Origin of the sequence: Sphingobacterium griseoflavum (genome assembly GCF_014653155.1) — a bacterium.
Classification (GTDB): domain Bacteria; phylum Bacteroidota; class Bacteroidia; order Sphingobacteriales; family Sphingobacteriaceae; genus Sphingobacterium; species Sphingobacterium griseoflavum.
Window position 1 is genome coordinate 1 of the sequence record NZ_BNAF01000011.1, and the last position, 26,287, is coordinate 26,287.

Sequence of the window (26,287 nt, forward strand, 5' to 3'; positions counted from 1 at the left end):
TGGTGCCTTTCCCATGACTTTAAAGTACGAAAATTCAACCAAATAAAAAAAGAGGCTATCCTTATGAGACGGGCTCTTTTATGCGATAGCTAGCTCAACCTTTATTGCGCATTCAAAAACATAGATTTTTGGCTGTAAAGTTCTCGGAAAAACGGATCCTGCAGATCCTTGATGAAGCGAATAGCTTCGCCGGTAGATTTCATCTCAGGCCCTAAGGTCTTGTCGACTTCGGGAAATTTAGAGAACGAAAACACCGGTTCCTTGATTGCATAGCCTTTCAACTTACGTTCGATCTTGAAATCTTTCAAGGTATTTACACCCAACATCACTTTTGTCGCGATATTGATATAGGGCACATCGTATGCCTTGGCGATAAATGGAACGGTACGGGAAGCACGTGGATTGGCTTCGATCACGTAAACGTTTTCTCCTTTTACTGCGAATTGAATGTTCAACAGCCCCTTTACACTTAACGCTTTTGCCAACTTGATGGAATATTCTTCCATCTTTTGTTGCACGGCATCAGACAAGCTGAATGGAGGCAAAACTGCAGATGAGTCGCCCGAGTGTATTCCGGCAGGCTCTATATGTTCCATCATACCTATGATATGCACGTCTTCTCCGTCACAGATCGAATCAGATTCTGCTTCTTCTGCGCGATCCAGGAAGTGGTCAATCAAAATTTGGTTTCCAGGAAGGTTCTTCAATAGATTGACAACTGCCTTTTCAAGATCTTCGTCGTTGATCACAATACTCATGCCTTGGCCACCAAGTACATAAGACGGACGGACAAGTACCGGATAACCAACTTCATTGGCTACTTTAAGCGCCTCTTCAGCCGAGGTAGCCACCCCATATTTTGGATAGGGAATTTCCAGCTCTTTCAGCAGGTCGGAAAAGCGACCGCGATCTTCCGCTAGATCCATGTTCTCGAATGACGTTCCGATAATTCTGATGCCCAATGCTTCCAACCGTTCCGCCATTTTCAAGGCTGTTTGTCCGCCAAGCTGAACGATAACGCCTTCTGGTTTCTCCATTTCAATAATTTCGCGCACATGCTCCCAAAATACAGGCTCAAAGTACAGCTTATCTGCCATGTTGAAGTCGGTTGATACGGTCTCTGGATTACAGTTGATCATGATGGCTTCAAATCCAGATTCTTTGGCTGCAATTAAACCATGCACACAAGAATAGTCGAATTCAATACCTTGACCGATACGGTTAGGGCCAGATCCCAACACAATAATTTTTTTCTTATCAGAAACGATCGATTCGTTTTCTTCTTCGAAAGTCGAGTAGTAGTATGGTGTTTGCGCGGAAAATTCTGCCGCACAGGTGTCCACCATTTTATAGACGCGGTTAATGCCTAGCTCTTTACGACGCGCATATACATCGTCTTCCGATACATTACCCAGCAGCCAAGATATTTGCGCGTCCGAATAGCCTTTTTGCTTCAATGTTAGAAAGAAATCACGCGGTATATTGTTCAACTGGTAACGGCGAAGCTCTGTTTCTAAATGCACAAGCTCTTGGATCTGCAGCAAAAACCATTTATCGATACGTGTGACTTTACGAATTGATTCCAGTGGCACGCCTAGTTCGAACGCATCTTTGATATGGAAGATACGGTCGCCACTTGGATGTTCCAAGCTGTCCATGATCTCTTCCAAGTTGCGTAGCTGACGCCCATCGGCACCTAATCCCGAGCGATTGGTTTCCAAGGACTGGCAAGCTTTCTGCAACGCTTCGATAAAGGTACGACCTATGGCCATGACTTCACCCACCGCTTTCATTTGCAGCCCTAATTCCTTATTCGCTCCTTTAAATTTATCAAAATTGAAACGTGGAATTTTTACGATGACGTAATCAAGTGTAGGTTCGAAGTAGGCGGATGTTGTTTTCGTTATTTGGTTCTGTAACTCATCTAGATTATAGCCGATCGCTAATTTGGCGGCGATTTTTGCAATGGGATAACCTGTTGCCTTGGATGCCAATGCTGAAGAGCGGGAAACACGTGGGTTTATTTCGATGGCAATGATATCCTCATTTTCAGGGTTTACAGAAAACTGTACGTTACATCCACCAGCGAAGTTGCCGATAGAGCGCATCATGCGGATAGCCTGGTTGCGCATATCTTGGTAACATTTGTCGCTTAAGGTCATGCCCGGCGCAACGGTAATGGAGTCTCCGGTATGGATTCCCATTGGGTCAAAGTTTTCGATGGTACAGATGATGATCACATTGTCATTGGTATCGCGGAGCAATTCCAATTCAAACTCTTTCCATCCTAGCACAGCCTGTTCTACCAACACTTCATGCGTAGGCGAAGCATGTAAGCCTCTGTTTAACGCGGCATCAAAGTCTTCCTTCCGATGCACGAAACCACCGCCTGTTCCAGCCAGCGTATAAGATGGACGGATAACAAGTGGAAATCCAATTTCCTGCGCAGCCTCTTTACCTTCCAAAAAAGAGTTGGCGATTTTTGACGGTGCCACACCTACGCCGATGTCAATCATGAGCTGGCGAAATTCCTCCCTGTTCTCTGTTTTTTCGATAGCAGCAACATCCACACCGATGACTTGGATGTTATACTTCTCCCATAGGCCGAGATTTGATGCTTCAATGCATAGGTTCAAGGCTGTTTGTCCACCCATTGTAGGCAAAACGGCGTCAATCTGCTGTTCCTGTAAAATTTTCTCGATACTCTCACAAGTAAGCGGCAACAAATACACATGGTCTGCTATAACCTTGTCGGTCATAATCGTAGCAGGGTTCGAATTGATAATGGACACAGTGATGCCTTCCTCTTTCAGAGAAAGTGCTGCTTGCGATCCTGAATAATCGAATTCACAGGCCTGACCGATGACAATTGGTCCTGAACCGATGATTAAAACGGATTTAATGGAGGTGTTTCTAGGCATTATTTTTCTTCTTCAAAAAATTAACTATCAATCTGTTGTGCAAGACAGAGCAACGAAACGTGCCTTTTAGTGAGGGATTCCGACTGCGTTGTCGGAGTGCAAAGTTACATTAAATTTATTAAAATGTATGTCTTTTTTGAAAGTTTACGGCACGATTTATGTTTACTGTTTCTCGCTCAAATACCAACCGTAACAGGATAAGTTATTTCGTTGGTTTTATTGATCATATGGATGCGTTTACAATTACATTAAATAAACTGTGTTATTCATTTCAAATTAAAATTTATGAAAAAATCCATCTTAGCTCTTGTAGCTCTATTTTTCACTGTAGGTGCGTTCGCGCAAGATTACAAAAATTCAATAGGTATTCGTTTGGGAAGCGGCTATTACGATATGGTCGGCGTATCTTTTAAAACGTTCATCACCCAACCAGGAGCATTGGAATTCAACGCTGGATTTGATACAGACCGATTTGTGGGAGACAACTTCACCAACGTATCTTTCTCGGGTACTTATCAACATCACTTTCCTATCGGCAACATCCAAGGTTTTAAATGGTTTGTCGGCGGTGGGGCTGTGCTATCGAATACCTTTTCTGATTTCGATGAAGTAAAAGGATTCAATGTTGGGATTTATCCTACCGGCGGTGTTGATTATAAGTTGAAGAATGCACCATTTGCGTTTTCCGCTGATATCCGCCCAACAATCCATGTTGTTAACGGAGCAGGCTATTACAACAACTTTTACGCGAACGGCGGTGTAACGGCACGTTATACGTTCTAGTCATCTACTGCGCCAACTTATAAAAAGAGGCTACTCCAAAAAAGCAGTGCCCCCAAAAAGTTAGACACTTTCTGTGGGCACTGCAAATGGATAGCCTCTTTTTTATACTGTTAATAAACGACAATCTCGTCGGTAAACAAAAATCCTTTTTGGACATTTGTCGCTACAATCTTAACATATCTCGCCATTTGCGGCTTTTCGAGTTTTATCTCAAAGGTCTTGAACGTTAAACGTGGATTGCTTTGGTCATCTTGGTTTTTCAAAGAGCCTACTTCGCGATAGTTCTTTCCATTGTCGGAGAGAAATACCTTAAATTCGCCGGGAAAGAACACGCCCGGTCCGGGGATTTGCATAAAGCGCATGGCAACGGATTTAATTTCTTCCCGTCGCTCAAAATCAATATACGCATCGAAATTTTTGGTAAAGCCCTGCCATTGCCCATCATGGTAGCTTAACCCGCCCATGACGCCGTTGGTCAATGTCAATTCTTTTTCTGCCGGATATCCTTCCCAGTTATTGTTATAAAAAACCTTTTTTCCAATGGCCTTATGGATATCCAACTTTATTTCTTCTACAGGGCTGACCCGAGCGGAGTCGATGAACGAGGCTGCCTTGATCAGTGTGGTCGTGGTAAAATCTATGGGATTGGTGTATGGTGTAGAATGGTGCGAGGGTGTGGAACCATCTGTTGTATAGTAAATGTTCGGTGTGAGCTGTTCGGAAGTCAGGGTCAAGGTGTTGCTAAGACGTTCTCTATTAAATAAAACCTCGGACATCACGTTATAGGAAGGACGATAATAGTTTACATCCCACCGTTGTAAGAGCTTGTAATGATGTTGCAGCCGCTTCTTGAAATCCATCCAGTTCCGCGCTTCCTGCGACGTCCAATTCACCTCAGCCAACGCTAGGGCCCGAGGGAAGGCCATATATTCGACATGTTGATAGGTGGGCATGTATTCGGTCCATAGATTGGCCTGCGCCCCAAGGATATGTTTTGCCTTATCTGTCTCCAATTCCTTCGGGACGGGGTTGTACGCATAAACTTTGTCTAGGGTCAAATAGCCTCCCATCGCTTCCGGTTGGGTTCGGGGATCGGTTTGGTAGTTGTCGAAATAGAGGTAGTTGCCCGGCGTCATAACTACGTCATGGCCCATATTGGCAGCCTTGATGCCTCCGTCTTCTCCGCGCCAGCTCATCACGGTTGCACCTTTGGTAAGGCCCCCTTCCAAAATCTCGTCCCATCCGATTAGCTTTCTCCCTTTTCCTTGTAAGTATTCATCCATCTGTCGGATGGCGTAACTTTGCAGCTCGTCTTCATCTTTCAATCCTACTCGCTCCTTCAGTGCTTGGCATTTAGCGCAGGCTTTCCAATGCTTCTTCTCGGCTTCATCGCCGCCGATGTGTATATACTCCGAAGGGAAAATCGCCAAGACCTCATCCATCACATTTTTCAGAAAAGTGAAGGTTTCTTCATTGCCGATACAGAATTCTGACTGCGTATAAGGCTTGCCTGAGCAGGCTAGTTGCGGGTATACAGCAAGCACCTCTTCGGAATGTCCAGGCATTTCGATCTCGGGGATGACGGTGATGCCTTTTTGCGCGGCATAAGAAACAAGATCCTTGGCTTCTGCTTGTGTATAGAAGCCACCGCTGGCGTTAGGTGTTCCTTCCTGCACATATTGGCGCCCATTGTCCATCCATTCCTTCCAAACGGTATGCGTACGCCATGCGGCCTTTTGTGTCAACTCGGGGTATTGTTTAATTTCCAAACGCCAACCCGCTCCATCGGTTAGGTGCCAATGAAAGTAATTAAACTTATAGAGGGCCATGATATCTATAAATTTTTTCACGAAAGACATGGGCATGTAATGGCGTGATACATCCAAATGCAGACCACGGTAGCTGAAACGGGGCTTGTCGTCGATCGTGAGCTGTGGCAGCAGGGTTGGATCGTCTGATAACATACCCATCTGAATCAGCGTGTATATGCCTTGGATCATTGCTTTTGGGTCGTTGGCTTTGATAAGGATTCCCGAAGCATCAATTTGGAGCCGGAAGGCATCGGCGGCTATTTTGTCGGCCGCCTCGGCGGGAAAAAGTCGTATGCCATGCTGCACCTTCTTATTTACTTTCTTCACAATCTCCAAGGGAGCTGTCTGCAATTGCGGGTACTCCTGCAGCAAGGCACTGGCTTGAACAAATGCTTCGGTGCTGTATAATGCAATTTGCGGCGCTATTTGAAAAGTTCCCTCGGCATAGGTTACTTTGTCAGGTTTGGGGATCAAATTTAACTGCTCTTTCTGCGCTTCACTAAGTAGAGGATACAGTAAAATCAAAGCAAGTATTGGAATAATTCGCATGTCTAATTCTCGTATTAGTTTGATGGTGCAAATATTACAAAATATTTCGTTAGCGCATGGACAGAGTTTTGCACGAACGGTGGAATATGATATTGGAACTACAATTCAGATAGCGGTTTTTTAGCAAATTAATGATTAACTTTGTGACATGATTGAACTTCCTGTAATCCCCGTCACGGAAACACAACGCAAGCCAGATTGGTTGCGTGTGAAATTGCCCGTAGGAAAAGAGTATCGTCATGTGAGAAGTCTAGTTGACGAGCATAAGCTGCATACCATTTGCGAAAGCGGTAATTGCCCAAATATGGGTGAATGCTGGGGCGCTGGTACAGCAACATTTATGATCTTAGGGAATATCTGTACACGCTCTTGTTCGTTTTGTGCGGTGGCAACAGGCCGTCCAAAAGCGGTTGATCTGGACGAGCCCAATCGGGTCGCCAACTCTGTGAAATTGATGCAGGTAAAGCATTGTGTGATTACATCGGTGGACCGTGACGATTTGAAAGACGGAGGCTCTACCATTTGGGCGGAAACGATCCGTGCTATACGGCGCGAAAGTCCAGAAACGACTTTAGAAACCCTCATTCCAGATTTCAAGGGGCAATGGGACAATTTGGAACGGGTGATAGCCGTCCGGCCAGAGGTTGTTTCCCATAATTTGGAAACCGTTCGTCGATTGACGCGAGAGGTCCGTATCCAAGCAAAATATGAACGATCGTTGGAATGTCTCCGTCGTATTTCAGCGGCAGGACTGCGTACAAAATCAGGTATCATGCTAGGCTTCGGAGAAACGGAAGAAGACGTCGTGGAAGCCATGCAGGATCTTTATGATGTTGGTGTTCATATTTTGACGATTGGACAGTACCTACAGCCGACGAAAGCACACCATCCGGTCGTTGAATGGATCACACCGGCGCAATTTGAGAAATATAAAGAAATAGGATTGCAGATGGGATTCAAGTACGTGGAATCAGGGCCATTGGTACGTTCCTCTTACCATGCGGAAAAGCATCTGTTCGATATGCAATAATATGACATCGCTGTTAAAAGTATAGCCCCGACTAATTTCTGCCGGGGCTTTTTTATGGACGTTTTACTGTTTGTTCACGATATAGCCGGACTTGTATTGCTTACAGGTGCAGCATTCATTTAACATGGTTGCAATGCTGCTAAGCCAAGATGCAATCCTAGTGAGATGAGAAATACGGTTATTTTTTTGAATAGACCGTTTCGCCGGCGATCACCGTGCGCAAGGTCTTGATCCGCCTTATTTTGTCTAGGGCAACCTCCATGATATCCTCGTCCAGTATCACAAAATCCGCATCTTTGCCGCGTTCTATACTGCCGCGTTGCCGCTCTTGGAAGCAGGAATATGCTGCCCAGATCGTCATTCCGCGCAAAGCCTCTTCGCGCGACAAGGCATTTTCGATTTGAAAACCTCCCTGCGGAAACCCGCTATTATCGACACGGGCTACGGCAGCGTGAAACCCGTAAAGCGGATTGAAATGTTCTACTGGAAAATCGCTGCCAAGAGCAATCATACCATATTGTTTCAGGAGACTTTTGTAAGCATAAGCTCCCTTGATCCGCTCGGGACCCAAACGCTCATGAGCCCATGCCATATCGGATGTGGCGTGGGTAGGTTGTACGGAAGGGATGATGTGATACTGCGAAAATTTCACAAAATCTGCTGCTGCGATTACCTGCGCATGTTCTATGCGCCAACGTCTTTTTTGCGGTTGTTTGAGGTACTTTCCGTATGTGTCGAGCATCAGTCTATTGGCAGAATCGCCGATAGCATGGGTATTGACTTGAAAGTCAGTGGCCGCCAGTCTTTTTACGACAGCATCGAACTGTTCGGGACTGTACAATAAAAATCCGCGTGTGGGGGCATCGTGGTAATGATCAAGCAGACATGCGCCCCGCGACCCGAGCGCTCCGTCGGCCATTAACTTGATCGATCTGATCGACAGCCGATCAGACTGATAAAAGCCTTCGTTAAGGTATTTCTCAATACTGTTCGGGTTACCCGCGATCATTGCGTAATCCCGTATGGTTAGCGAATCCTGTTGATAAAATTTTTTGAGGTAATCCAGCTGTTCCATCGTCAGACCGGCGTCCACGATGGAAGTCAGTCCCACTGAAAAGAGGGAGTCCTGTGCCCGTCGTAGCCGCAGCAGCAATGAACGCTCCTCTGGGAGAGGGATATGTTGTGCGACCAAGGACATGGCATTGTCCACCAAAACGCCGCTTGGACGCCCTAAGCTATCGCTTACGATAAGTCCGCCTTCCACTCGGAAAAGGGAATCGATCTGCGCTAATTCCATCGCTTTACTGTTTACAAGTGCGGCGTGGTAGTCAATGCGTGATAGAAAGATAGGGGTGTTCGGGAAATATTTGTCTAGACTGTCTTTTGTCGGGAATCCGGCAATGCCCCATTTATGCTGATCCCATCCGCCTCCGATGATCCATTTCCTTTCTGGATAGGCATCTTGGTAGATTTTTAGTTTTTCAACCACTTCGCTGAGCGACCTTGTGTTGCTTAAATCTACTTGGTCAAGCAAATCTGCAAACATAAAGAAGTGTGCATGGGCATCGTAAAATCCGGGGTATATAGCTTTACCTAAGGCGTTGATGCGATCTTTGGCGACATACTTGCGTTGTATCTCCTTACTTGTGCCCATATCGACAAAAACGCCATTTTTTATAGCGAGTGCCTCGTAAATAGTAAAGCTGGAGTCCACTGTATATATCTTCGCGTTGTAGACGATCAGGTCGACTTCTTTGTTGGTCGTACAGGACGAAAGCAGCGTGGCAGCATAGAGCAAGAAAAGGGAATAGATCAATCGCATAAAAAGGATTTAAACACGCATAAAAATAATAAAAAAGAGGCTTTCCGAAAAATTAGGAAAGCCTCTCCATTCAAAAAATCAAAAAATCAGAACTAGCAGTACTCGTCAAAGGCGGCGATCAAGTTGTCTGCAATCATCTGTGCTGGACGTCCTTCGATCATATGTCGCTCGATCATATGTACTAATTTTCCATCTTTAAACAGCGCCATTGCCGGAGACGATGGCGGATAGGGTAGCATGTAATCGCGCGCTTTATCAACGGCTTCTTTTTCCATGCCAGCAAATACCGTTACCAACTTAGCCGGTTTTTTTCCGTTTTCTACCGCAAAACGAGCTGCTGGGCGCGCATTGGCCGCAGCACAACCGCAAACGGAATTGACCACGACGAAAACTGTTCCCTCGGCCGGGATAGCCGTATCAACATCTTCAACGGTTTTTAATTCTTCGAAGCCTGCGTCAACTAACTCTTGACGCATGGGCGCTACTAAATATTCTGGATACATCTCTTTTTGTTAAAATGTCTAAATTACAATAAATAAATTGCCTGGATAGCCAAAATGCGGTGCACGGCTACATGCTCTTCGTAACAAAGATAAGGCATTACGTAGCTTGAATCAAGACGGCATCCTCAAGATAATGTCAGATTTGATGCGAAAGGCTACCAAGTTGCTTTGAAATCAACCTTGTATAGGTTATTTTTGTAAGTAAAATATAAAACATTATGTCTTCTACAGAAACGAAGTATGTACCTTACAAAGTGAAAGATATCTCTTTGGCAGCGTGGGGTAGAAAAGAAATAGAACTGGCGGAAGCAGAGATGCCAGGATTGATGAGTCTTCGCCGAGAATTTGGCGCTTCAAAGCCTCTGCGCGGTGCTCGTATTGCCGGATGTTTACATATGACTATCCAAACGGCGGTTTTGATCGAAACATTGGTGGAACTCGGTGCCGACGTATCTTGGTCGTCCTGCAATATCTTCTCTACGCAAGATCACGCTGCAGCGGCCATTGCGGCGGCAGGAATTCCTGTTTACGCTTGGAAAGGGATGAACGAAGAAGAATTTAACTGGTGTATCGAGCAAACCTTATTTTTCGGAGAGGAACGGAAGCCCCTCAATTTGATTTTGGATGATGGTGGTGATTTGACGAACATGGTCTTCGATGAGTTTCCCGAATTGATCGACGGAGTGAAAGGGTTATCGGAAGAAACAACGACTGGCGTGCACCGTTTGTATGAACGTATGAAGAACGGTACGTTGCACGTACCTGCTATCAACGTTAATGATTCGGTCACCAAGTCGAAATTTGATAATAAATATGGTTGCCGGGAAAGCTTGGTAGACGCTATACGTCGGGCTACCGACCTTATGCTTGCCGGTAAAGTAGCTGTCGTAGCTGGATATGGAGATGTCGGCAAAGGCTCGGCGGAATCATTACGCTCTGCCGGAGTGCGGGTTATCGTGACGGAGATCGATCCGATCTGTGCGCTACAAGCCGCAATGGAAGGTTATGAAGTGAAGAAAATGGCTGATGCCGTGAAAGAGGCCAATATTGTTGTAACGACCACAGGCAACCGCGATATCATACGGCCAGAACATTTCAAAGCGATGAAAGATAAGACTGTTGTGTGCAATATCGGCCACTTTGACAACGAGATCGATGTCGCTTGGTTAAACAGTAACCATGGTGATAGCAAGGTAGAAATCAAACCACAGGTGGACAAATACACCATCGATGGAAAAGATATTATCTTATTGGCAGAAGGCCGTTTGGTAAATCTTGGCTGCGCAACGGGGCACCCGTCTTTTGTGATGTCTAACTCGTTCACCAACCAAACGCTGGCTCAGCTTGAGCTGTGGACCAACACGGATCAATACGGCAAGGAAGTATATACGTTGCCCAAGCATCTGGACGAAAAAGTAGCGCGGTTACACTTGCAGCATATCGGTGTGGAACTCGATACCTTATCAGCAGAGCAAGCGAGGTACATCGGTGTAGCCGTTGAAGGTCCCTATAAGCCTGAAGCATATCGGTATTAAGCGATCAATAAAAAGAAGACCTAAGTTTCTGCCAGAAAGGCTTAGGTCTTCAATAGTTTAATAGTAGCGGCTGCAGCGAGCTAGTGCATTTTCTAAGCGTTTGCCGTCTAGGCCCGATATGACCGTATATTTAGCCGAAATGGCATCCAATTCTTTTTTCCAAATTTCCATAAAGTGGGCACGGTCGTTTGGGAAATCGCGTAAAGGATCATCCTGCCAAGGCAGGTCGATGTCCATTAAAAGGTACAGGTCATATTCCCTCGACCTGATTTCATTCGTGACCTCTTTCGGCGTATCCCCAAAAAGATGATCACACCAAATTTTTACGGTCAAGATGGTGGTATCACAGATCAGGATGTTTTGCTTGGCGAGCGGTACCAGCGCATCCTCAAGTGCCAGTTGACCATAAAACATGTTCACTTCATCTTGCAATGTATACTGCCTGTTCAATCCCTCACAGTAATAGCGGGCATATTCGGGTACGCAAACTGTGCCGATATGATTGGCCAGATTGCGTGCGACCGTAGATTTTCCGGTAGATTCGGGACCAACGACGGCGATTTTTACGATCGAATCTTTATGCACAGTGTTTTTTCTCTTGTTTATACGCATGTTGCCACTCACGATAGCCATTCCATGCAATAATAGTAAAAGCTACATAAAGTATAGCAGTTAACGCCAAATCTTTATGTAGATAGAGTGGAATGTACAACAGGTTGACCACGATCCATAACAGCCAATTTTGTAGTACCCTGCGGGTCAGTAGAAATTGCGCAACAAAACTCATTGCCGTACATAGACCATCCATGTAGGGGACGTCAGAATTTGTTGCGTAGCGCAGGATCGTTCCGATGAGCAAAGCCAAGGACAGCGTAAGGATTGCGATGTAAAGCTGTTGTCTGTTGGTAAGTTTTGTCACAGGCACCAAATCTTTCTTGTCGGCAGAACCCCAATAGTGCCAGCCGTAAATTGCCGTAAAAAGGAAGTAAAGCTGTAAGACGGCATCGCCATACAGACGGTTTTGGTAAAAAAGATAGGCGTATATTGAAACACTTACTATACTGACTGGCCAATTCAAGATGTTTTGACGGGCAGCCAAGTGGACGCACATAAATCCCGTTATGGTGGCCAACCATTCCAGAAGGCTGGTGGAAAGAAATTGCTGATAGAAAGAGGTGAAAAGTTCAGGCATACCTTTAAATGACGTTTAAAGATACACTTTCATTCGAAATGTGTGCTAAACCTAGGCTCCTATTGTACGATTTTGTTTGCGCAATTCGTACTGGCGAACGATTCCGGTTTAGCTTTGAATTGGAAACCCATGCCCATAATATAACCCATTGCCTCTTTTAGCGCTACATTGGATTCAAAATTGGGATTGGTGTTGATGTCGACATGTACTTCCAGATCGATGTGATATTGATCCAAAAGCGGGCAGAGTAGATAAGCGATGTCGATGGATTTTTGGACTTCAGTCAGCATGCGTTCTTTGATGCTTTGCCGTTGGGTCTTTCTATCGCGATGGATGAACATGAAGCCTCCTTTGTGCTCGCGCAGGAAAACGATTACCGTAGCAAACTCAATGATTCCTCGCTTGACTTGGGAATCTGTTCCTATGTAAACTTTCAATTTGTTACCTAGGTGAGTTTCTGCTTTGATAATCTCTTCAACGGCCTCGTTTATCGAGGAACGAATTGTCTCGCCATTGTATTTTTGCCAAACCATAATGATAAATTATTTGAGATAAATTTACTGATAAATAGTGCATTGCGTTTTTTTGTGCGTGTTAAATTTCTGTTATTATTAAGCTTCTTTGTTGCCATAAGCCAAGTCGCCGGCGTCGCCAAGTCCGGGAACAATATAGGCTTTGGAGGTCATCTCTTTATCCACGGCACCCACCCAGAGGTGAGCGTCTGGCAGAAATGCGCGTACATGTTCTATGCCTTCTTCAGAAGCGATCACTACCGCGATATGTAATTCTTTGATAGCATATTCGGCGAGCAGCTCTTTACAGCATAGCACCAAACTTTGACCGGTTGCCAGCATAGGATCTGCAATGATCACCACGCGGTTATCCAGATTCGGTGTATTGCTATACTTTTTATGGATTTCAATTTCTCCGCTTTTTTTGGTGTGCCTGTATGCCGCGATAAATGCGCTATCTGCACGGTCGAAGACATTAAGCAACCCCTGGTGAAAAGGTAGTCCAGCACGGATAATCGTCGCTAGGACAGGCTGTTGTTCCAACACGTTATGGGAAGCAACACCCAGCGGCGTATCCACGGAACTTGGCGTAAATGCAAGTGTCTTACTGATTTCATAGGCTGTAATCTCGCCCAGACGTTCTAAATTTCGACGGAAACGTAAGCGATCTTTTTGGATATTGATGTCGCGCAACTCTACTAAATAGTGATTGGCGATACTATTTTCTTTGGTCAGAATCGTTACCATATCGTGCTCTGTTGAGGTGTTTTTACTAATTTACGAAAAGCCTTTCAATATTTGTACCACGAACATGACAGTCTACCGATAAAGGTTTATTCTTTTTTAAGTATTTTTAAGCTTTAATCACAAGGATTTGAATGAAATTTAGCTTAACATCGGAATATAAGCCAACAGGAGACCAGCCGCAGGCCATAAAGGAATTGGTAACGGGTATAGCACAGGGTGAGCAGTACCAAACGTTATTGGGCGTAACCGGATCTGGAAAAACGTTTACCGTGGCAAATGTTATTCAGGAAACACAGCGACCAACGCTCATATTGAGCCACAACAAGACATTGGCAGCACAGCTATACGGGGAGTTCAAGCAGTTTTTTCCCGAAAATGCGGTGAATTATTTCGTTTCGTACTACGACTATTACCAGCCAGAGGCATTTATCGCATCTTCTAATACCTACATTGAGAAAGATCTGGCCATCAATGAAGAGATCGAGAAACTCCGTTTGGCGACCACGAGTTCGCTGATGTCAGGACGGCGGGATATTGTGGTGGTGTCGTCGGTGTCCTGCATCTATGGTATGGGTAATCCGGAAGATTTTTCGCGATCGATATTTCGTTTTGCGGTAGGCATGACGATTAGTCGTAATGCTTTTCTACATCGTCTCGTGGAAATATTGTATGCCCGTACCACAGCCGACTTCAAGCGAGGTACGTTCCGCGTAAAAGGGGATATTGTCGATGTGTATCCGGCGTATCTGGACCATGCATTTCGCATTTCTTTTTTCGGCGATGAGATTGATGAGATAACGGAGATAGATCCTGTTTCGGGAAAGACCATCTCAAAAACGGAAGATATAGCCTTGTTTCCCGCTAACCTGTTCGTAACGCCAAAAGACAAATTCACCAAATCTATTTGGGAGATTCAAGATGAGTTAATGCAGCGGAAGTCACAATTGGAAGAGGATGGAAAGATGCTGGAGGCTAAACGGCTGGAGGAGCGCGTGAACTATGATTTGGAAATGATGCGCGAACTGGGCTACTGTTCTGGTATTGAGAACTATTCACGATTTTTTGACGGACGGCAGCCGGGCATGCGTCCCTTCTGTCTGTTGGACTATTTTCCAGAGGATTATCTATTGGTGATCGACGAAAGCCATGTCACACTTCCGCAGTTGCGCGCCATGTATGGCGGAGATCGCTCTCGTAAGGTTTCGCTCGTCGAACATGGTTTCCGTTTGCCGGCTGCCCTGGACAACAGACCGTTGAATTTTCCTGAATTTGAGTCGCTTACCAACCAGACGATTTATGTTTCGGCGACGCCAGGCGATTACGAATTGCAGCAAACAGAAGGTGTAGTCGTGGAGCAGGTTATCCGTCCTACGGGACTGTTGGATCCCGTGATCGAGATCCATCCGGCCATCAATCAGGTGGATGATCTGTTGGAAGAAGTGGACAGAACGATAAAGGAGGGGGGGCGTATCTTGGCAACAACGTTGACCAAACGCATGGCAGAAGAGTTGACAAAATATATGAGTCGATTAAACATCAAAGTGCGGTATATCCATTCCGAAATCAAGACCTTGGAACGGGTTGAGATTTTAAGAGGACTGCGTTTGGGAGAATTCGATGTGCTTGTCGGTGTTAACCTCTTGCGGGAAGGGCTGGACTTGCCCGAGGTCACCCTTGTCGCTATATTGGATGCTGATAAAGAGGGTTTCTTACGTTCGGAACGATCGTTAATACAGACTATCGGCCGGGCGGCACGAAATGACAAAGGGCGCGTAATTATGTATGCAGATCAAATGACAGATAGCATGCGCATTACCATTGATGAAACCAATCGGCGTCGGGAAAAGCAAATTGCCTACAACACCGAGCATGGAATTACGCCGCGCACCGTCGGAAAAACGAGGGAAGAAATCTTGGAGCAGACTTCCGTTGCAGACTATAAGGCTGGCGAAGCGAAAGCCTATGTAGAGCCGGATGCTGCAACGTTGATTGCTGCAGATCCGGTGATGGAGTATTTGGGCGACAAAGATTTGCGAAAAGCGATTGAAAATGTGCGGAAGCAGATGGAGAAGGCGGCGAAAGAGATGGACTTTCTGTCGGCAGCCAAGCTTCGTGATGAGATGTTTGCTATGGAGAAGCTCTATGAAGACCGATTTGGAAAAGAATCAAGGACCTAAGCCACCTTACTTCTTTTCCTCATAAAGCATTTCATCTTGATGAATGAGCGACCAACAATGGTTTTCCTGCGCGAGGGTGTACTGCTTGTTTTTATATAGCAGGGGTGAAACGCTGTCCAAGAGAATGCTTTCATCTTCTTCTTTTAAAAAGAGCTCGGCCTGATGCTTTGTCGAATCAATCAGTACAAAAGCGGCGGTTTCAAAGCTAGTCGATGTGTCTGTCACATTCATGGTAATGGCTTCTTCCCAAGGCCGGATACAGTTTTCTCTCACTTTAGACCAGGTATAGCCGGCGGAAGCCAAGCACCCATTATCATCTTTATCGCCCCCCAGCTGGGCTAAGTTTGACGTATTGCTGGATTTACTGTTGTCCTTCCTCCCATGACAGGCAGTTAGCGACAACGTGACGAGTAGCAGAGCCATATATTTCATAGCATTTCTTTTTGTTCTAAGAATGAACCGCAAACGATGCCAAAGTGTTTTCTTAAATTGCGGCAATAGTTTACTTTTTTATAAAAAAGCTTGTTACATTTACATTTGTTTAATTAAACCCTATAATAGTTGTCAAATTGTTAATAAATGAAGAAGCCGGTATTGGTTATTAAGTTTGGGTCAGCCTCCATAACCACAAAAGAGGGCGATATCGACGAGCGGATCGTGCTGGAGATTGCACGCCAAACGGCCCAGCTTCAAAAGCACTATAACATTGTATTGGTATCATCGGGTGCTGTTGCTGCAGGCAAGAAATTCTTGGTAAACTATGCGGGTAGTTTGTCAGAACGCAAAGCTGCTGCTGCCATCGGCAATCCGCTATTGGTGCGCACATACAGCACCTACTTTAAGCCTTTTAAAATCGCTTTGGCGCAAAGCTTGTGCGAGCGGCAGCATTTTGCCAATAGGGAGCAGTTTTTGCAGCTTAAAGATACCTACCAAGAGTTGTGGAAAAACAACGTTATTCCCATCGCCAACGAGAATGATGTGGTCAGCAATAAAGAACTGAAGTTTTCCGACAACGATGAGCTTGCGACGCTGATCGCTGTAGGATTTGGCGCAGAGCAAATCCTGTTCAGTACGTCCGTTCCCGGCGTTTTGGATGAAAAGGGCGTTGTCGTTCCTGAAATTCGTACAATAGATAGGGAAGTGCTGTTATTGGCCCGTAAGGAAAAATCGGCCGCTGGGCTTGGCGGCATGACATCCAAGCTGAATTTTGCACGCTTGGCTAACCAAATGGGGATTCAGGCCGTTATTTTTAGTATGCTGACAACCGATGGAATTCTGAAAGCCGTGCGCGGAGAGACGGGAACAATATGCCGGCCACAGCAAAAGAAAGTTTCTTCGCGAAACAAATGGATGGCAAGCGGAAGCTTGATCAAGGCGCTGGTACACGTTGACGCCGGTGCCGTGAAGGCTATCCAAGATAGAAAGAGCCTATTGGCGGTTGGTATTGTGGCCGTAAATCAACGTTTGGAAATGGGCGAGGTTTTCCAGATCTGCGACGCCAACGGAGTGGTTTTCGCAGTAGCAAAAGCGAAGATCGATGTGGTAGACCTGCCATCAATTCATAAAAAGAAAAATATGGCGGTGGCGCATGCGGATGATATTGTCCTGCTATAACGGATCAAAAAATGCTGTTGATAGGAAGAAGATATGAAAGATAATATTCAGTTCGAATTAAAAGCTGCATATGCGGCGACGAGAGAAGCAAAGCGATTATCCGATGAGATGAAACGTAAGTTGCTCTATGGGATATCCACCTCGCTAAGCGAACATGCGGATGCTATACTTGTTGAAAACAAGCGGGATTTGGACCGTATGGATCCCGAGGATGCTCGATATGATCGACTATTGCTTACAGCAGATCGTATTCACTCCTTGGCAGAAAGTATGCGGCAGGTTGCGGAGTTAGCGGATCCTACAGGTGTTATGTTATCGCATAAAATACTTGACAATGGCTTGAACGTCGAAAAGAAAACGGTTCCTTTGGGCGTTGTTGCGGTCATCTATGAGTCGCGGCCGAATGTTACCGTGGATGTCGCCGCCTTGTGTATCCGATCGGGCAATGTCTGTTTACTACGAGGGGGATCGGATGCCTGGTATACTAATGTGATGTTGGTAAAGATTATACAGGACGTGCTCGCTCAGCTCGGATTGTCGCAAGATGTTGTACAGCTACTTCCTGCGGATCGTAAATTTGTACATGAACTGCTTACGGCAACGGCCCATGTCGACATCATCATTCCGCGCGGTTCCCAGGCGCTGATCGAATTTGTTCGGGAGCATGCAAAAGTTCCCGTTATCGAAACTGGCGCCGGCGTGTGCCATACCTATGTCGAAGAAACGGCCGATCTGCACAAAGCGGCGCAGATTGTTGCCAATGCGAAAATCTCAAGACCCTCGGTTTGCAATTCGTTGGATACCGTACTGGTGGATAAATCTGTAGCACCAGCTTTTGTGGCACTGCTGGTCCCTTACTTCGAAAATTATGGCGTACGTGTTTTTTGTGATGCAGATGCCTATCGTTTGTTCAAATCGCTGGACTATCCGCTTTTGGAGCACGCAACTGATGCAGATTTTGGTCGCGAATTTCTATCCTTGCAATGTTCGGTGAAGCTTACTTCATCTTTTGATGAGGCGCTGGCTCACATTGGCCAGTATTCGTCAAAACATTCCGAATGCATCGTGTCGGAGGATGCGGAGAAGATTGCTTTTTTTATGGACACAATTGACGCCGCTGCGGTGTATGCCAATGCGTCTACCCGTTTTACCGACGGCGGTGAGTTCGGCTTAGGGGCCGAGATCGGTATATCTACGCAAAAGCTACATGCACGTGGCCCTTTTGCGTTGGAGAAGTTGGTCACCGAGAAATGGTATGTTACCGGAGATGGACAAATAAGATAGTATATGGGAATTCGATATGAGAAAGATACGATCCTCAACTGGGTCAATGAGATGGCGAAATTTTTGCGCCTTTTGGTAGATAAACATGAAGCCTTCGAAGAGCCTGTCGATTTAGCACCTATAGAAAATGGCTATCGTGAATTCTTTAGAAAGGAACGTTCGTGGATGATAACAGCGTCGGAAGAAGAACTGAAGTCGTATGTCGATGACGCATTACATCTTGAACAGATACGTCCATTGGCTTTGCTTCTTCTTCGGGATGCTTTGCTGGTTCGGGATGCTGCCGAAAAACGGCAATTATTGCAACACGCTAAATTTTTGTTCGGCTACGTGTCGGCGAAGTCGGGTAGTTTCTCCTTCGAGGATTACGGTAATTTGGCGACGATCGACAGCCTACTTGCTTCGAATTAAATAGATGAGGAAAAGGAAACGCATATCCGTTTTCCTTACTTCAATATATCGCGTGCAATCACCAAGCGCTGTATTTCCGATGTGCCTTCATAGATTTGTGTGATTTTCGCGTCGCGCATCATGCGCTCCACATGGTATTCTTTCACGTACCCGTATCCTCCATGTATCTGCACCGCCTCAACTGTCGTTTTCATGGCTACTTCTGAGGCAAACAGTTTGGCCATGGCTGCCTCCTTGGCATATGCCTTACCATGATCTTTAAGCCAGGCCGCTTTGTAGGTAAGGAGCCGTGCGGCCTCTATCTCCACTTCCATATCGGCCAATTTAAATTGAATAGCCTGATGTTCGCAAATGGGTTTGCCAAATGTTATTCGCTCTTTGGAGTAGGCTAAAGCCAATTCGTAAGCTCCGGCAGCAATACCAAGTGCCTGTGCCGCAATCCCGATGCGTCCTCCGTCCAAAGTTCTCATCGCAAATTTGAAACCGAAGCCATCGTCAGCAATTCTGTTTTCCTTTGGAACCTTTACATCGCTGAATAATAGGGAGTGGGTGTCCGAACTTCTGATACCAAGCTTGTTCTCTTTTGGGCCTATCGTAAATCCGTCCATGCCCTTATCTACGATAAGTGCGTTTATCCCGCGGTGCCCCTTTTCAGGATGCGTCTGTGCGATAACGAGGTAGATGTCCGCATTTCCGCCATTTGTTATCCAGTTTTTGGTGCCGTTTAGTAGGTAATGGTCTCCTTTATCGATTGCTGTCGTGTGCTGTGAAGTGGCATCCGATCCTGCTTCCGGTTCAGAAAGCGCGAAAGCGCCCAGTTTTTCACCTGATGCCAAGGGGCGGAGGTACTTTTCTTTTTGTACCTCGTTTCCAAAAGCCTGCAGCCCATATAAAACCAGCGAATTATGAGCAGACATAATCACGCCAACCGAAGCATCGATCTTTGAAATCTCTTCGATGGCGATGGCGTAGGCTAAGGTGTCCATGCCCGCTCCACCATACTGTTCTTCTACCATCATCCCCATGAAACCCAGCTCGCCCATTTGTTTCACGGATGAAAAGGGAAACATGGCCTTTTCGTCCCGCTCGATGGCGCCCTCCCGTAAAGATTTTGCAAATTCTCGAGCTGTCTGCCTGATAAGTTCGTGTTCCTCGTTTAGTTGAAAGTACATAATCGCTCTATATTTAGTAATCAAATATAAGTAATAATAATATGCTTGCATAGTAAATTTATTGTAATGTTTGGTGATTTATTTTCAATACGTGGGGCTAATATTTTGAAAATTAAAATAATCTACTAAATTTGTAGATTATAGGTAAGACATAAAAACAACGATATGAGTTTAAGACTAGGAGATATTGCGCCTAATTTTCAGGCGGAGACATCGGTAGGGCCGATTGATTTCTACGAATATATTGATGGGGGATGGGCCGTGTTGTATTCACATCCATCGGATTACACCCCGGTTTGTACGACAGAATTGGGCAGGACAGCACAATTGAAATCAGAGTTCGAAAAGCGCAACGTAAAGGTGTTGGCATTGAGTGTAGACTCCGTAGAGGATCACCTCAATTGGATCAAAGATATCAACGAAACGCAAAATACCTCGGTAGAGTTTCCGATTATCGCGGATAAGGATCGTTCCATAGCCGAGTTGTATGATATGATCCATCCAAATGCCTCGGTGACGGCGACAGTGCGTTCGGTTTTCATTGTTGGACCAGATAAAAAAGTGAAGCTGACACTGACATACCCTGCATCGACAGGACGCAATTTTAACGAGATTTTACGGGTTATCGACTCCCTGCAATTAACGGATGAATATTCGGTTGCAACACCAGCAGATTGGTCAGACGGACAGGATGTGATCGTGGTGCCGGCAATCAAGACCGAAGATATACCCGCGAAATTTCCGAAAGGGTTCACGGAAATCAAGCCGTATTTGCGGGTGACACCACAGCCGAATAAATAGGGAGCTGCATAGGAAAAATAAGAGCGCGAATCATCAATCCGCGCTCTTATTTTAAGCGGTTAATAGACTTTCACGATATAAATATATTCTTGAAGACGCTTGATCTGCTCGGTACGATTCAGGCTGCTCAAGCCATTACGGTTGCTCAATACAATATTTCCTTTCAAGGCGTCAGCAGGAATGCTGTTCAACGTTTCGAGAAGGGCCTTGGTTTTGATGGCAAAAGCAGCACCATCAATACCTTTTTGCTTACCGCTGATAATTCCAATAACATGGCCGTCTTTATCCAGAACCGGACCACCGCTATTTCCAGGATTGACCGGTATGGATATCTGATAAGCTAGCGTATCCCCTGCATATCCTGTCGATGAGCTAAGATACCCCTGCCCGTATACGGCTTCATCGCGCGGGAACCCGATGGTATAGATATCTTCTCCCAAATCAGAGTCCTGTTTCTTAAAAGTATACGGAATATTTTTGCTCGATTTAAACGTCGAGTCACTGATATGGAGAATGGCCAAATCTTTCTCCGGGTTGGTGAAAATAATATCTGCTTTGAAGGATTGTCCGCGGTGGTTTTGCAGATGTACGGAGTCTGCCCCTGTTATAACGTGGTAGTTTGTCACCACATAACCGTCACGCGTGATCATAAAACCTGTAGCACCAAAATGCATAGTCTCTGTATGATCTTTACCGCTTTTTATATTCTTGATCGCTGCATTGTGTGCATTGACGTTACGTTTGACGGTGTTCATGTCACGGCGTAAGGCGCTGTAATCAGTAGTTGTCTTTTTAAGGTTGCGATAATAGCCTGTCAGCCAAAGTGTAGAAAAAACAGAAACAATGGCGATCGTTGCAGCAACAGCAGCATTCAGCTGCACCTTCCGCCACAGTCGGATAATTTTAGCAGGTTCCTTGATTTCGCTTTCCTGTGCGTATTTTATTGCATTTTTGTTCAATCTTTCTTTGAAAACCAATCTGGCGTCTGCTTGTTTAAGACGCTGCAGAAATGCTTTGTGCTCCGCAAAAACAGCAGCGTAAGCAGGGTACTCTACGCAGTATTTTTCAAATGCTGACTGCTCTTCGGGCGAAAGTTCGCCGCGGAGATATTGATCTGCCCATTCTATAAATTCTTGTTGCCTTAAGCCTTCCATGACACGTTTTACCTTACTTTTTAAAAAAAACTTTTTTGAGCCGCTGCAGACACTTGTATTTCTGATTTTTCGCGTTATCGGGATTGGTGTATCCAAATTTTTCGCATATATCTGTCATCGAGGCGCTTTTAATATAATAATCATGCAAGATCGTTTTACATGGTTCTCCAAGCATCAAAAGCGCACCCTCCATTTGAAGCAGGTTTGCCTCGGTAACCATATGCTCCTCGATAGCATCTTCAGCTGCCAGTGAGTCCTCTAGTTGATCAAGCTGATCTTTATAATATTTAGATTCTCCACGCGTGAGTTGCTTTAACCACAATCTTTTGGAAATCGCGTACAGAAAAGTTTGCAGCTTACTGCTCAATTCAAAATCGCCGCTAATCACTTTGTCATAAAGTACCATTACGGTTTCCTGAAAGATATCTTGGGCCTCTTCTCTGCTTCCCTGGTTATTGATAACCATTTTCGCGATGGTGGGGTAATATAGCGTGTATAACTTATGAATTGCCAAGTTATCGCCAGATTCCATACCACGAAGGATTTCCAAATCAATGTTTGTATCGCTTTTATCCTTACTCACTTATTAATACCTTTTAAGCTAAATAGTAACCTTCGTATAGACGTTTTTTTTTCTTTTTTATTATTGTTTGCTCGATAAAAAGGATGTGTCGGAACAAACAACTGGCAGACCAGCCTGTGCCGGTTTAGGGCGTTATATAAACCGCCATAGACAGTCGGTTGCTCCTATTCCGTATATAGAAGGAGCTGAGAGAGACCCTGTCTACGACGAAAAGTCAAATTGCTAGGGCGTAGAAACGCGTCTTGCTCTGGTTTTCGCTGTTCCCTGTGTGGGGCCAAAAACATTGCCTACCATAGTCATTGCACAGCGGAACCCCGTCATCGCGCTGGATTCATCTTGCTGCATAAAACGACGCGTTGCCGGGTTCAACCAATAGGCGCGGTCGTTCCAAGAGCCCCCTTTAAAAACACGACTTTTATTATTGACCAAGGTCGTTTTTCCATAAAGTTCCTCCATTTCCTCATCCTCTGCGCCACGCGCGTCATATTGGTAAGCGGCCGTTTGCAGATCGGTACTACGTTGCGCTTGGAGCTCTTCCCATGTTTGTTTCCGCGGAGCCTTTGCCGGTACTTTTATTGGGCGGCCATACTTATCTTTCGCCAAGATACGACCTTCAGCGTCTTCATATTGGTTGTCCACGAAGACATTACCACGGAAGGGATTGAAGTCTTCAAAATCTTCGAAAGAAAGTTGCCGGTATACATCATTTACCCATTCATTGACATTCCCTGCCATATTGTATAAACCAAAGTCGTTAGGTGCGTAGCTCATAACAGGAACGGTGATATCACCACCATCGTTTAGATCGCCTGCTACACCCATATTGTTGCCACTCGTGATCTTGAAGTTGGCCAACATCCGTCCCTGGTTTTTTCTTTTGTCCGATCGAACACCCAGCCCACTCCAAGGATAGATCCGGCTATCTTCAATATTGCCAGCTACCGTATTGCCTATAAGTCCGAGTGCTGCATATTCCCACTCTGCTTCGGTGGGCAGGCGATAAGGTTGCTTTAAAATGCCATCTTCCATCCGCACCGTGCGACGGCCGTCCGATGCTGCGCCCGGTCTGTTGTCTTTGGGCATATTGGGGCCGTCAATTCCAGCGCCTTTCAACTGGCCATTCAGATAAATTTCTGTATTAAAAGCGTCGCCAGTACCACGCTGATTTGCTTTCGTTTCGTAATCGACAAGTACGCCAGAACGGCGTAGTATATGCTCGTTGACTCTATCAGTTCGCCATTGGCAATAAGCATTCGCCTGTTCCCACGACACCCCAACTACCGGATAATCTTGGAATGATGGATGACGGAGGTAAAGGTTTACATAAGGCTCGTTATACGAGAGCGGATGCCGCCAAACTAGGGAGTCGGGCAGTGCGTCGTAATACAGTTTGCCATCCTCGGGAAAATTCTGGGCAATCCAATGCAGATATTCCAGCCAATCCGCGTTGGATACTTCTGTTTCATCGATATAGAAAGATGCTACGGTAACCCGGCGCTTTAAATTGTCATGTGCATAGCCAAGATCTTCGTTTAAACTTCCACCCATTACGAATGTTCCGCCTTCTACAGCCACCAAGCCCGGGCCAGGAGTTTCTTTTACTTTTCTATTTATCTGCAAGCCCCCGTTGTAGGAGTCGTTGTAGGCTACGCCGGTTTTTGGAGACACGTCTTTCCTAGCCCTTTTGCTCTTGCAGGAATGGAATGTAGCCATGGCGGATAAAATTACCAACAGGAAGAAGATCTTTTTTAACATAAGCTGATCTATTACTATCATAGGGTAGAGTTATGGACTGACCAATCAAAAGTAATAAATAAATGTTATTATGTATAGCGTGGGGACGGGTAAATGATTTTTTTTGTGGTGTGGCATAGCATGCAAAACACCATATGTGTAGATTGCTGATATTTCGTGTACAATCGCCGATTATTATATAAGTTTGCAAGATGAAAATAAAGGTAGGTTTTGGTTTTGATGTTCACCAAATGAAGATCGGGCATCCGTTTGTGCTGGGAGGCGTCACGCTAGACCATTATGCAGGGGCTTTTGGGCATTCGGATGCGGACGTGCTGGTACATGCGATTTGTGATGCTATCTTGGGAGCTGCAAACTTGGAAGATATCGGTTATCACTTTCCGAATACCGACCCCAAGTGGAAAGGGATCAGTAGTCTTGTATTGTTAAAAGAATGCGTTCGTTTGATAGCGGAAAAAGGCTTCGCGCTTGGTAATATCGATGCGATGCTCGTACTGGAAGCTCCAAAAATAAAGGCTTACATACCAGAAATGAAAGCATATCTTGCCGATGTCACCGGGTTGGAGATCGACGACATTTCCATTAAAGCGACAACGAACGAAACGATGGGTTTCATTGGGCGCAAAGAGGGCGTTGTGGCTTATGCGGTGTGCCTTATCTCGAAGCCTTAGTTTTTTGAAAATAAGCAAAGGCGATAAAGAAAGCGCTGAGGGTCATGGCTCCTCCCGTTACAAACGGTGCGCCGGGAAAATAGTATGGATTGCTAGCTGTTGTGAAAAATGCGAATAAGTTACTCATTAGCAGTGGTCCGATAATCGCTGTTAGGCTAACCAGCGAAGCCACTCCGCCCTGTATTTGCCCTTGCTCGTTACTAGGGGTAAGGTTCGAGATCATGCTTTGCATGGCTGGGCCAGCGATACCCCCGCAAACATACAGCACGCTGAAAGCGTATAGCGACCACGTCGCCGTTGCTAACCCCATAAGCGGGAGGGAAATGCTATGCAGGGAAAGGCCAACCAGAATAGATCGCGGTAAACCAAGTTTCGGTATCGTTACACGTAATAACCCAGCCTGCACAATGGTCAGCAATGTGCCGATGAAACCGAGGGATAGCCCTACCATCTTCTCGGTCCACTGAAATTTTTCCATCGTGTAGTAAGACCAGGTGCTTTGCACGGCATGTGCTGCGAGATTGACCAAGAATATGCAGCTTACCAATGCATAAATCTGCGGATATTTTTTCATATGTTGAAAAGCTCCTACAGGATTAGCTCTCCGCCATGAAAATCCGCGACGGTGATCGGCCGGTAGGGATTCAGGAACGGCAAAGTATCCATAAACCAAGTTCAATAAACTGAGCGCTCCAGCCGCAAAGAATGGGACGCGCGATCCAAATTGACCAAGCAGTCCGCCAATAACGGGTCCAATAATAAATCCGAGACCGAAAGCAGCGCCAAGAAGACCGAAGTTTTGTGCTTTCTTAGCAGGACTGCTGATGTCAGCAATGTACGCGGCCGCCACAGTGTGGCTTGCCCCCGTAATGCCGGCAATAAGCCTTCCTAAAAATAGCCATCCAATAGATGGGGCAAATCCCATCAATACATAGTTGACACAAAATCCCAATAAAGAGAACAGCAAAACAGGCCGACGGCCATAGCAGTCGCTGAGATTTCCGAGGACAGAAGCAAAAATAAACTGGGTAAATGCGTAACAGAACATCAGCCATCCACCATAGCGCGAAGCATCACTAAGATCACCATGAATCAACTCCTTGATAAGGGCCGGCAGAACGGGGATGATAATACCCAGCCCGACCGTATCAATAACTACGGTCAAAAAAATAAAAAATAAGCCTGATTTTTTTCTATGTGGCATGAAGGTATCCAACAGTATAACTTTTTTTCTAAAATAGTGTTTTAATCTGTAGTCCT

The 26,287-nt window shown here is 45.5% G+C and carries 23 protein-coding genes; 9 read left to right on the forward strand and 14 right to left on the reverse strand.

Features of this window, described 5'->3' with window-relative positions; translation table 11 throughout:
- Positions 1 to 101: 101 nt before the first annotated feature.
- On the reverse strand, positions 102 to 2,921 hold the full coding sequence (gene carB, locus IE165_RS14185) for a carbamoyl-phosphate synthase large subunit (protein ID WP_189627305.1): 2,820 nt from the start codon (positions 2,919 to 2,921) through the stop codon (positions 102 to 104).
- A 285-nt stretch (positions 2,922 to 3,206) separates the two neighbouring features.
- Here carB and IE165_RS14190 point away from each other — a divergent pair, with 285 nt between their 5' ends.
- Complete coding sequence (locus IE165_RS14190) at positions 3,207 to 3,704, forward strand: hypothetical protein (RefSeq protein ID WP_189627306.1); 498 nt, start codon at positions 3,207 to 3,209, stop codon at positions 3,702 to 3,704.
- A 110-nt stretch (positions 3,705 to 3,814) separates the two neighbouring features.
- Here IE165_RS14190 and IE165_RS14195 read toward each other — a convergent pair whose 3' ends face one another.
- Complete coding sequence (locus IE165_RS14195; protein ID WP_189627307.1) at positions 3,815 to 6,064, reverse strand: glycoside hydrolase family 20 protein; 2,250 nt, start codon at positions 6,062 to 6,064, stop codon at positions 3,815 to 3,817.
- 148 nt (positions 6,065 to 6,212) lie between these two features.
- On the opposite strand from IE165_RS14195, the gene lipA reads away from it, so the two are divergent.
- Positions 6,213 to 7,094, forward strand: a complete 882-nt coding sequence (lipA, locus tag IE165_RS14200) for a lipoyl synthase (RefSeq protein ID WP_189627308.1) — start codon at positions 6,213 to 6,215, stop codon at positions 7,092 to 7,094.
- Between the two features lie 178 nt (positions 7,095 to 7,272).
- Here the strand turns inward: lipA and IE165_RS14205 are convergent, their stop codons facing one another.
- Together IE165_RS14205 and IE165_RS14210 are read right to left on the reverse strand one after the other, a co-directional pair.
- Positions 7,273 to 8,916, reverse strand: a complete 1,644-nt coding sequence (locus tag IE165_RS14205; RefSeq protein WP_189627309.1) for an amidohydrolase — start codon at positions 8,914 to 8,916, stop codon at positions 7,273 to 7,275.
- A gap of 92 nt (positions 8,917 to 9,008) precedes the next feature.
- The gene (locus tag IE165_RS14210; protein WP_189627310.1) at positions 9,009 to 9,419 is read right to left on the reverse strand and encodes a BrxA/BrxB family bacilliredoxin; all 411 of its coding nucleotides are present in this window, start codon (positions 9,417 to 9,419) and stop codon (positions 9,009 to 9,011) included.
- 218 nt (positions 9,420 to 9,637) lie between these two features.
- Here IE165_RS14210 and ahcY point away from each other — a divergent pair, with 218 nt between their 5' ends.
- A complete protein-coding gene (gene ahcY / locus IE165_RS14215; protein WP_189627311.1) occupies positions 9,638 to 10,954 on the forward strand; it encodes an adenosylhomocysteinase in 1,317 nt (438 codons plus the stop codon).
- 57 nt (positions 10,955 to 11,011) lie between these two features.
- On the opposite strand, the gene IE165_RS14220 is transcribed toward ahcY, so the two are convergent.
- The 4 genes from IE165_RS14220 to upp all read right to left on the reverse strand — a co-directional run bounded on the left by IE165_RS14220 (position 11,012) and on the right by upp (position 13,405).
- Positions 11,012 to 11,539, reverse strand: coding sequence for an AAA family ATPase (locus tag IE165_RS14220; RefSeq protein ID WP_229826571.1), 528 nt, complete (start codon positions 11,537 to 11,539; stop codon positions 11,012 to 11,014).
- The gene (pnuC, locus tag IE165_RS14225) at positions 11,532 to 12,146 is read right to left on the reverse strand and encodes a nicotinamide riboside transporter PnuC (RefSeq protein ID WP_189627313.1); all 615 of its coding nucleotides are present in this window, start codon (positions 12,144 to 12,146) and stop codon (positions 11,532 to 11,534) included. The genes IE165_RS14220 and pnuC overlap by 8 nt, the downstream gene beginning before the upstream one ends.
- Before the next feature lie 59 nt (positions 12,147 to 12,205).
- Positions 12,206 to 12,679, reverse strand: coding sequence for a ribonuclease H-like YkuK family protein (locus tag IE165_RS14230; protein WP_189627314.1), 474 nt, complete (start codon positions 12,677 to 12,679; stop codon positions 12,206 to 12,208).
- 78 nt (positions 12,680 to 12,757) lie between these two features.
- On the reverse strand, positions 12,758 to 13,405 hold the full coding sequence (gene upp / locus IE165_RS14235) for a uracil phosphoribosyltransferase (RefSeq protein WP_189627315.1): 648 nt from the start codon (positions 13,403 to 13,405) through the stop codon (positions 12,758 to 12,760).
- A gap of 131 nt (positions 13,406 to 13,536) precedes the next feature.
- Here upp and uvrB point away from each other — a divergent pair, with 131 nt between their 5' ends.
- Positions 13,537 to 15,582: an excinuclease ABC subunit UvrB gene (uvrB, locus tag IE165_RS14240; RefSeq protein WP_189627316.1), complete on the forward strand. Its 2,046-nt coding sequence runs from the start codon at positions 13,537 to 13,539 to the stop codon at positions 15,580 to 15,582.
- A gap of 6 nt (positions 15,583 to 15,588) precedes the next feature.
- On the opposite strand, the gene IE165_RS14245 is transcribed toward uvrB, so the two are convergent.
- Positions 15,589 to 16,014, reverse strand: a complete 426-nt coding sequence (locus IE165_RS14245) for a hypothetical protein (protein ID WP_189627317.1) — start codon at positions 16,012 to 16,014, stop codon at positions 15,589 to 15,591.
- Positions 16,015 to 16,161: 147 nt separating this feature from the next.
- Between IE165_RS14245 and proB the strand changes: the two genes are divergently transcribed.
- The 3 genes from proB to IE165_RS14260 are packed head-to-tail and all read left to right on the forward strand — an operon-like array spanning position 16,162 to position 18,891.
- Positions 16,162 to 17,196 carry a glutamate 5-kinase gene (proB, locus tag IE165_RS14250; RefSeq protein WP_189627318.1) on the forward strand — a complete coding sequence of 345 codons (1,035 nt, stop codon included), beginning with the start codon at positions 16,162 to 16,164 and terminating at the stop codon, positions 17,194 to 17,196.
- A 33-nt stretch (positions 17,197 to 17,229) separates the two neighbouring features.
- Positions 17,230 to 18,480, forward strand: a complete 1,251-nt coding sequence (locus tag IE165_RS14255; protein ID WP_189627319.1) for a glutamate-5-semialdehyde dehydrogenase — start codon at positions 17,230 to 17,232, stop codon at positions 18,478 to 18,480.
- Between the two features lie 3 nt (positions 18,481 to 18,483).
- Positions 18,484 to 18,891 (forward strand): hypothetical protein, encoded by a 408-nt coding sequence (locus IE165_RS14260; protein ID WP_189627320.1) that lies wholly within the window; start codon positions 18,484 to 18,486, stop codon positions 18,889 to 18,891.
- Between the two features lie 35 nt (positions 18,892 to 18,926).
- Here IE165_RS14260 and IE165_RS14265 read toward each other — a convergent pair whose 3' ends face one another.
- Positions 18,927 to 20,063, reverse strand: coding sequence for an acyl-CoA dehydrogenase (locus IE165_RS14265; RefSeq protein WP_189627321.1), 1,137 nt, complete (start codon positions 20,061 to 20,063; stop codon positions 18,927 to 18,929).
- A 165-nt stretch (positions 20,064 to 20,228) separates the two neighbouring features.
- Here IE165_RS14265 and IE165_RS14270 point away from each other — a divergent pair, with 165 nt between their 5' ends.
- Positions 20,229 to 20,864 (forward strand): peroxiredoxin, encoded by a 636-nt coding sequence (locus IE165_RS14270; RefSeq protein ID WP_189627322.1) that lies wholly within the window; start codon positions 20,229 to 20,231, stop codon positions 20,862 to 20,864.
- Positions 20,865 to 20,923: 59 nt separating this feature from the next.
- On the opposite strand, the gene IE165_RS14275 is transcribed toward IE165_RS14270, so the two are convergent.
- From IE165_RS14275 to IE165_RS14285, 3 genes are all read right to left on the reverse strand, one after another.
- Positions 20,924 to 22,018: a trypsin-like peptidase domain-containing protein gene (locus tag IE165_RS14275; RefSeq protein ID WP_189627323.1), complete on the reverse strand. Its 1,095-nt coding sequence runs from the start codon at positions 22,016 to 22,018 to the stop codon at positions 20,924 to 20,926.
- A gap of 13 nt (positions 22,019 to 22,031) precedes the next feature.
- On the reverse strand, positions 22,032 to 22,601 hold the full coding sequence (locus tag IE165_RS14280) for an RNA polymerase sigma factor (protein ID WP_189627324.1): 570 nt from the start codon (positions 22,599 to 22,601) through the stop codon (positions 22,032 to 22,034).
- A 222-nt stretch (positions 22,602 to 22,823) separates the two neighbouring features.
- Entirely contained in the window at positions 22,824 to 24,356 is a 1,533-nt protein-coding gene (locus IE165_RS14285; protein ID WP_189627325.1) for an SUMF1/EgtB/PvdO family nonheme iron enzyme, read from the reverse strand.
- A 191-nt stretch (positions 24,357 to 24,547) separates the two neighbouring features.
- Here IE165_RS14285 and ispF point away from each other — a divergent pair, with 191 nt between their 5' ends.
- Positions 24,548 to 25,027 carry a 2-C-methyl-D-erythritol 2,4-cyclodiphosphate synthase gene (gene ispF / locus IE165_RS14290; RefSeq protein ID WP_189627326.1) on the forward strand — a complete coding sequence of 160 codons (480 nt, stop codon included), beginning with the start codon at positions 24,548 to 24,550 and terminating at the stop codon, positions 25,025 to 25,027.
- Here ispF and IE165_RS14295 read toward each other — a convergent pair.
- Positions 25,011 to 26,231 carry a TCR/Tet family MFS transporter gene (locus IE165_RS14295; RefSeq protein WP_189627327.1) on the reverse strand — a complete coding sequence of 407 codons (1,221 nt, stop codon included), beginning with the start codon at positions 26,229 to 26,231 and terminating at the stop codon, positions 25,011 to 25,013. The genes ispF and IE165_RS14295 overlap by 17 nt on opposite strands.
- Positions 26,232 to 26,287 lie beyond the last annotated feature (56 nt).

What these genes read in the sequence shown, in the direction of transcription:
- carB (WP_189627305.1), bottom strand. Translation starts at nt 2,921, where the DNA reads ATGCCTAGAAACACCTCCATTAAATCCGTTTTAATCATCGGTTCAGGA.
- IE165_RS14190 (WP_189627306.1), top strand. Translation starts at nt 3,207, where the DNA reads ATGAAAAAATCCATCTTAGCTCTTGTAGCTCTATTTTTCACTGTAGGT.
- IE165_RS14195 (WP_189627307.1), bottom strand. Translation starts at nt 6,064, where the DNA reads ATGCGAATTATTCCAATACTTGCTTTGATTTTACTGTATCCTCTACTT.
- lipA (WP_189627308.1), top strand. Translation starts at nt 6,213, where the DNA reads ATGATTGAACTTCCTGTAATCCCCGTCACGGAAACACAACGCAAGCCA.
- IE165_RS14205 (WP_189627309.1), bottom strand. Translation starts at nt 8,916, where the DNA reads ATGCGATTGATCTATTCCCTTTTCTTGCTCTATGCTGCCACGCTGCTT.
- IE165_RS14210 (WP_189627310.1), bottom strand. Translation starts at nt 9,419, where the DNA reads ATGTATCCAGAATATTTAGTAGCGCCCATGCGTCAAGAGTTAGTTGAC.
- ahcY (WP_189627311.1), top strand. Translation starts at nt 9,638, where the DNA reads ATGTCTTCTACAGAAACGAAGTATGTACCTTACAAAGTGAAAGATATC.
- pnuC (WP_189627313.1), bottom strand. Translation starts at nt 12,146, where the DNA reads ATGCCTGAACTTTTCACCTCTTTCTATCAGCAATTTCTTTCCACCAGC.
- IE165_RS14230 (WP_189627314.1), bottom strand. Translation starts at nt 12,679, where the DNA reads ATGGTTTGGCAAAAATACAATGGCGAGACAATTCGTTCCTCGATAAAC.
- upp (WP_189627315.1), bottom strand. Translation starts at nt 13,405, where the DNA reads ATGGTAACGATTCTGACCAAAGAAAATAGTATCGCCAATCACTATTTA.
- uvrB (WP_189627316.1), top strand. Translation starts at nt 13,537, where the DNA reads ATGAAATTTAGCTTAACATCGGAATATAAGCCAACAGGAGACCAGCCG.
- IE165_RS14245 (WP_189627317.1), bottom strand. Translation starts at nt 16,014, where the DNA reads ATGAAATATATGGCTCTGCTACTCGTCACGTTGTCGCTAACTGCCTGT.
- proB (WP_189627318.1), top strand. Translation starts at nt 16,162, where the DNA reads ATGAAGAAGCCGGTATTGGTTATTAAGTTTGGGTCAGCCTCCATAACC.
- IE165_RS14255 (WP_189627319.1), top strand. Translation starts at nt 17,230, where the DNA reads ATGAAAGATAATATTCAGTTCGAATTAAAAGCTGCATATGCGGCGACG.
- IE165_RS14260 (WP_189627320.1), top strand. Translation starts at nt 18,484, where the DNA reads ATGGGAATTCGATATGAGAAAGATACGATCCTCAACTGGGTCAATGAG.
- IE165_RS14265 (WP_189627321.1), bottom strand. Translation starts at nt 20,063, where the DNA reads ATGTACTTTCAACTAAACGAGGAACACGAACTTATCAGGCAGACAGCT.
- IE165_RS14270 (WP_189627322.1), top strand. Translation starts at nt 20,229, where the DNA reads ATGAGTTTAAGACTAGGAGATATTGCGCCTAATTTTCAGGCGGAGACA.
- IE165_RS14275 (WP_189627323.1), bottom strand. Translation starts at nt 22,018, where the DNA reads ATGGAAGGCTTAAGGCAACAAGAATTTATAGAATGGGCAGATCAATAT.
- IE165_RS14285 (WP_189627325.1), bottom strand. Translation starts at nt 24,356, where the DNA reads ATGTTAAAAAAGATCTTCTTCCTGTTGGTAATTTTATCCGCCATGGCT.
- ispF (WP_189627326.1), top strand. Translation starts at nt 24,548, where the DNA reads ATGAAAATAAAGGTAGGTTTTGGTTTTGATGTTCACCAAATGAAGATC.
- IE165_RS14295 (WP_189627327.1), bottom strand. Translation starts at nt 26,231, where the DNA reads ATGCCACATAGAAAAAAATCAGGCTTATTTTTTATTTTTTTGACCGTA.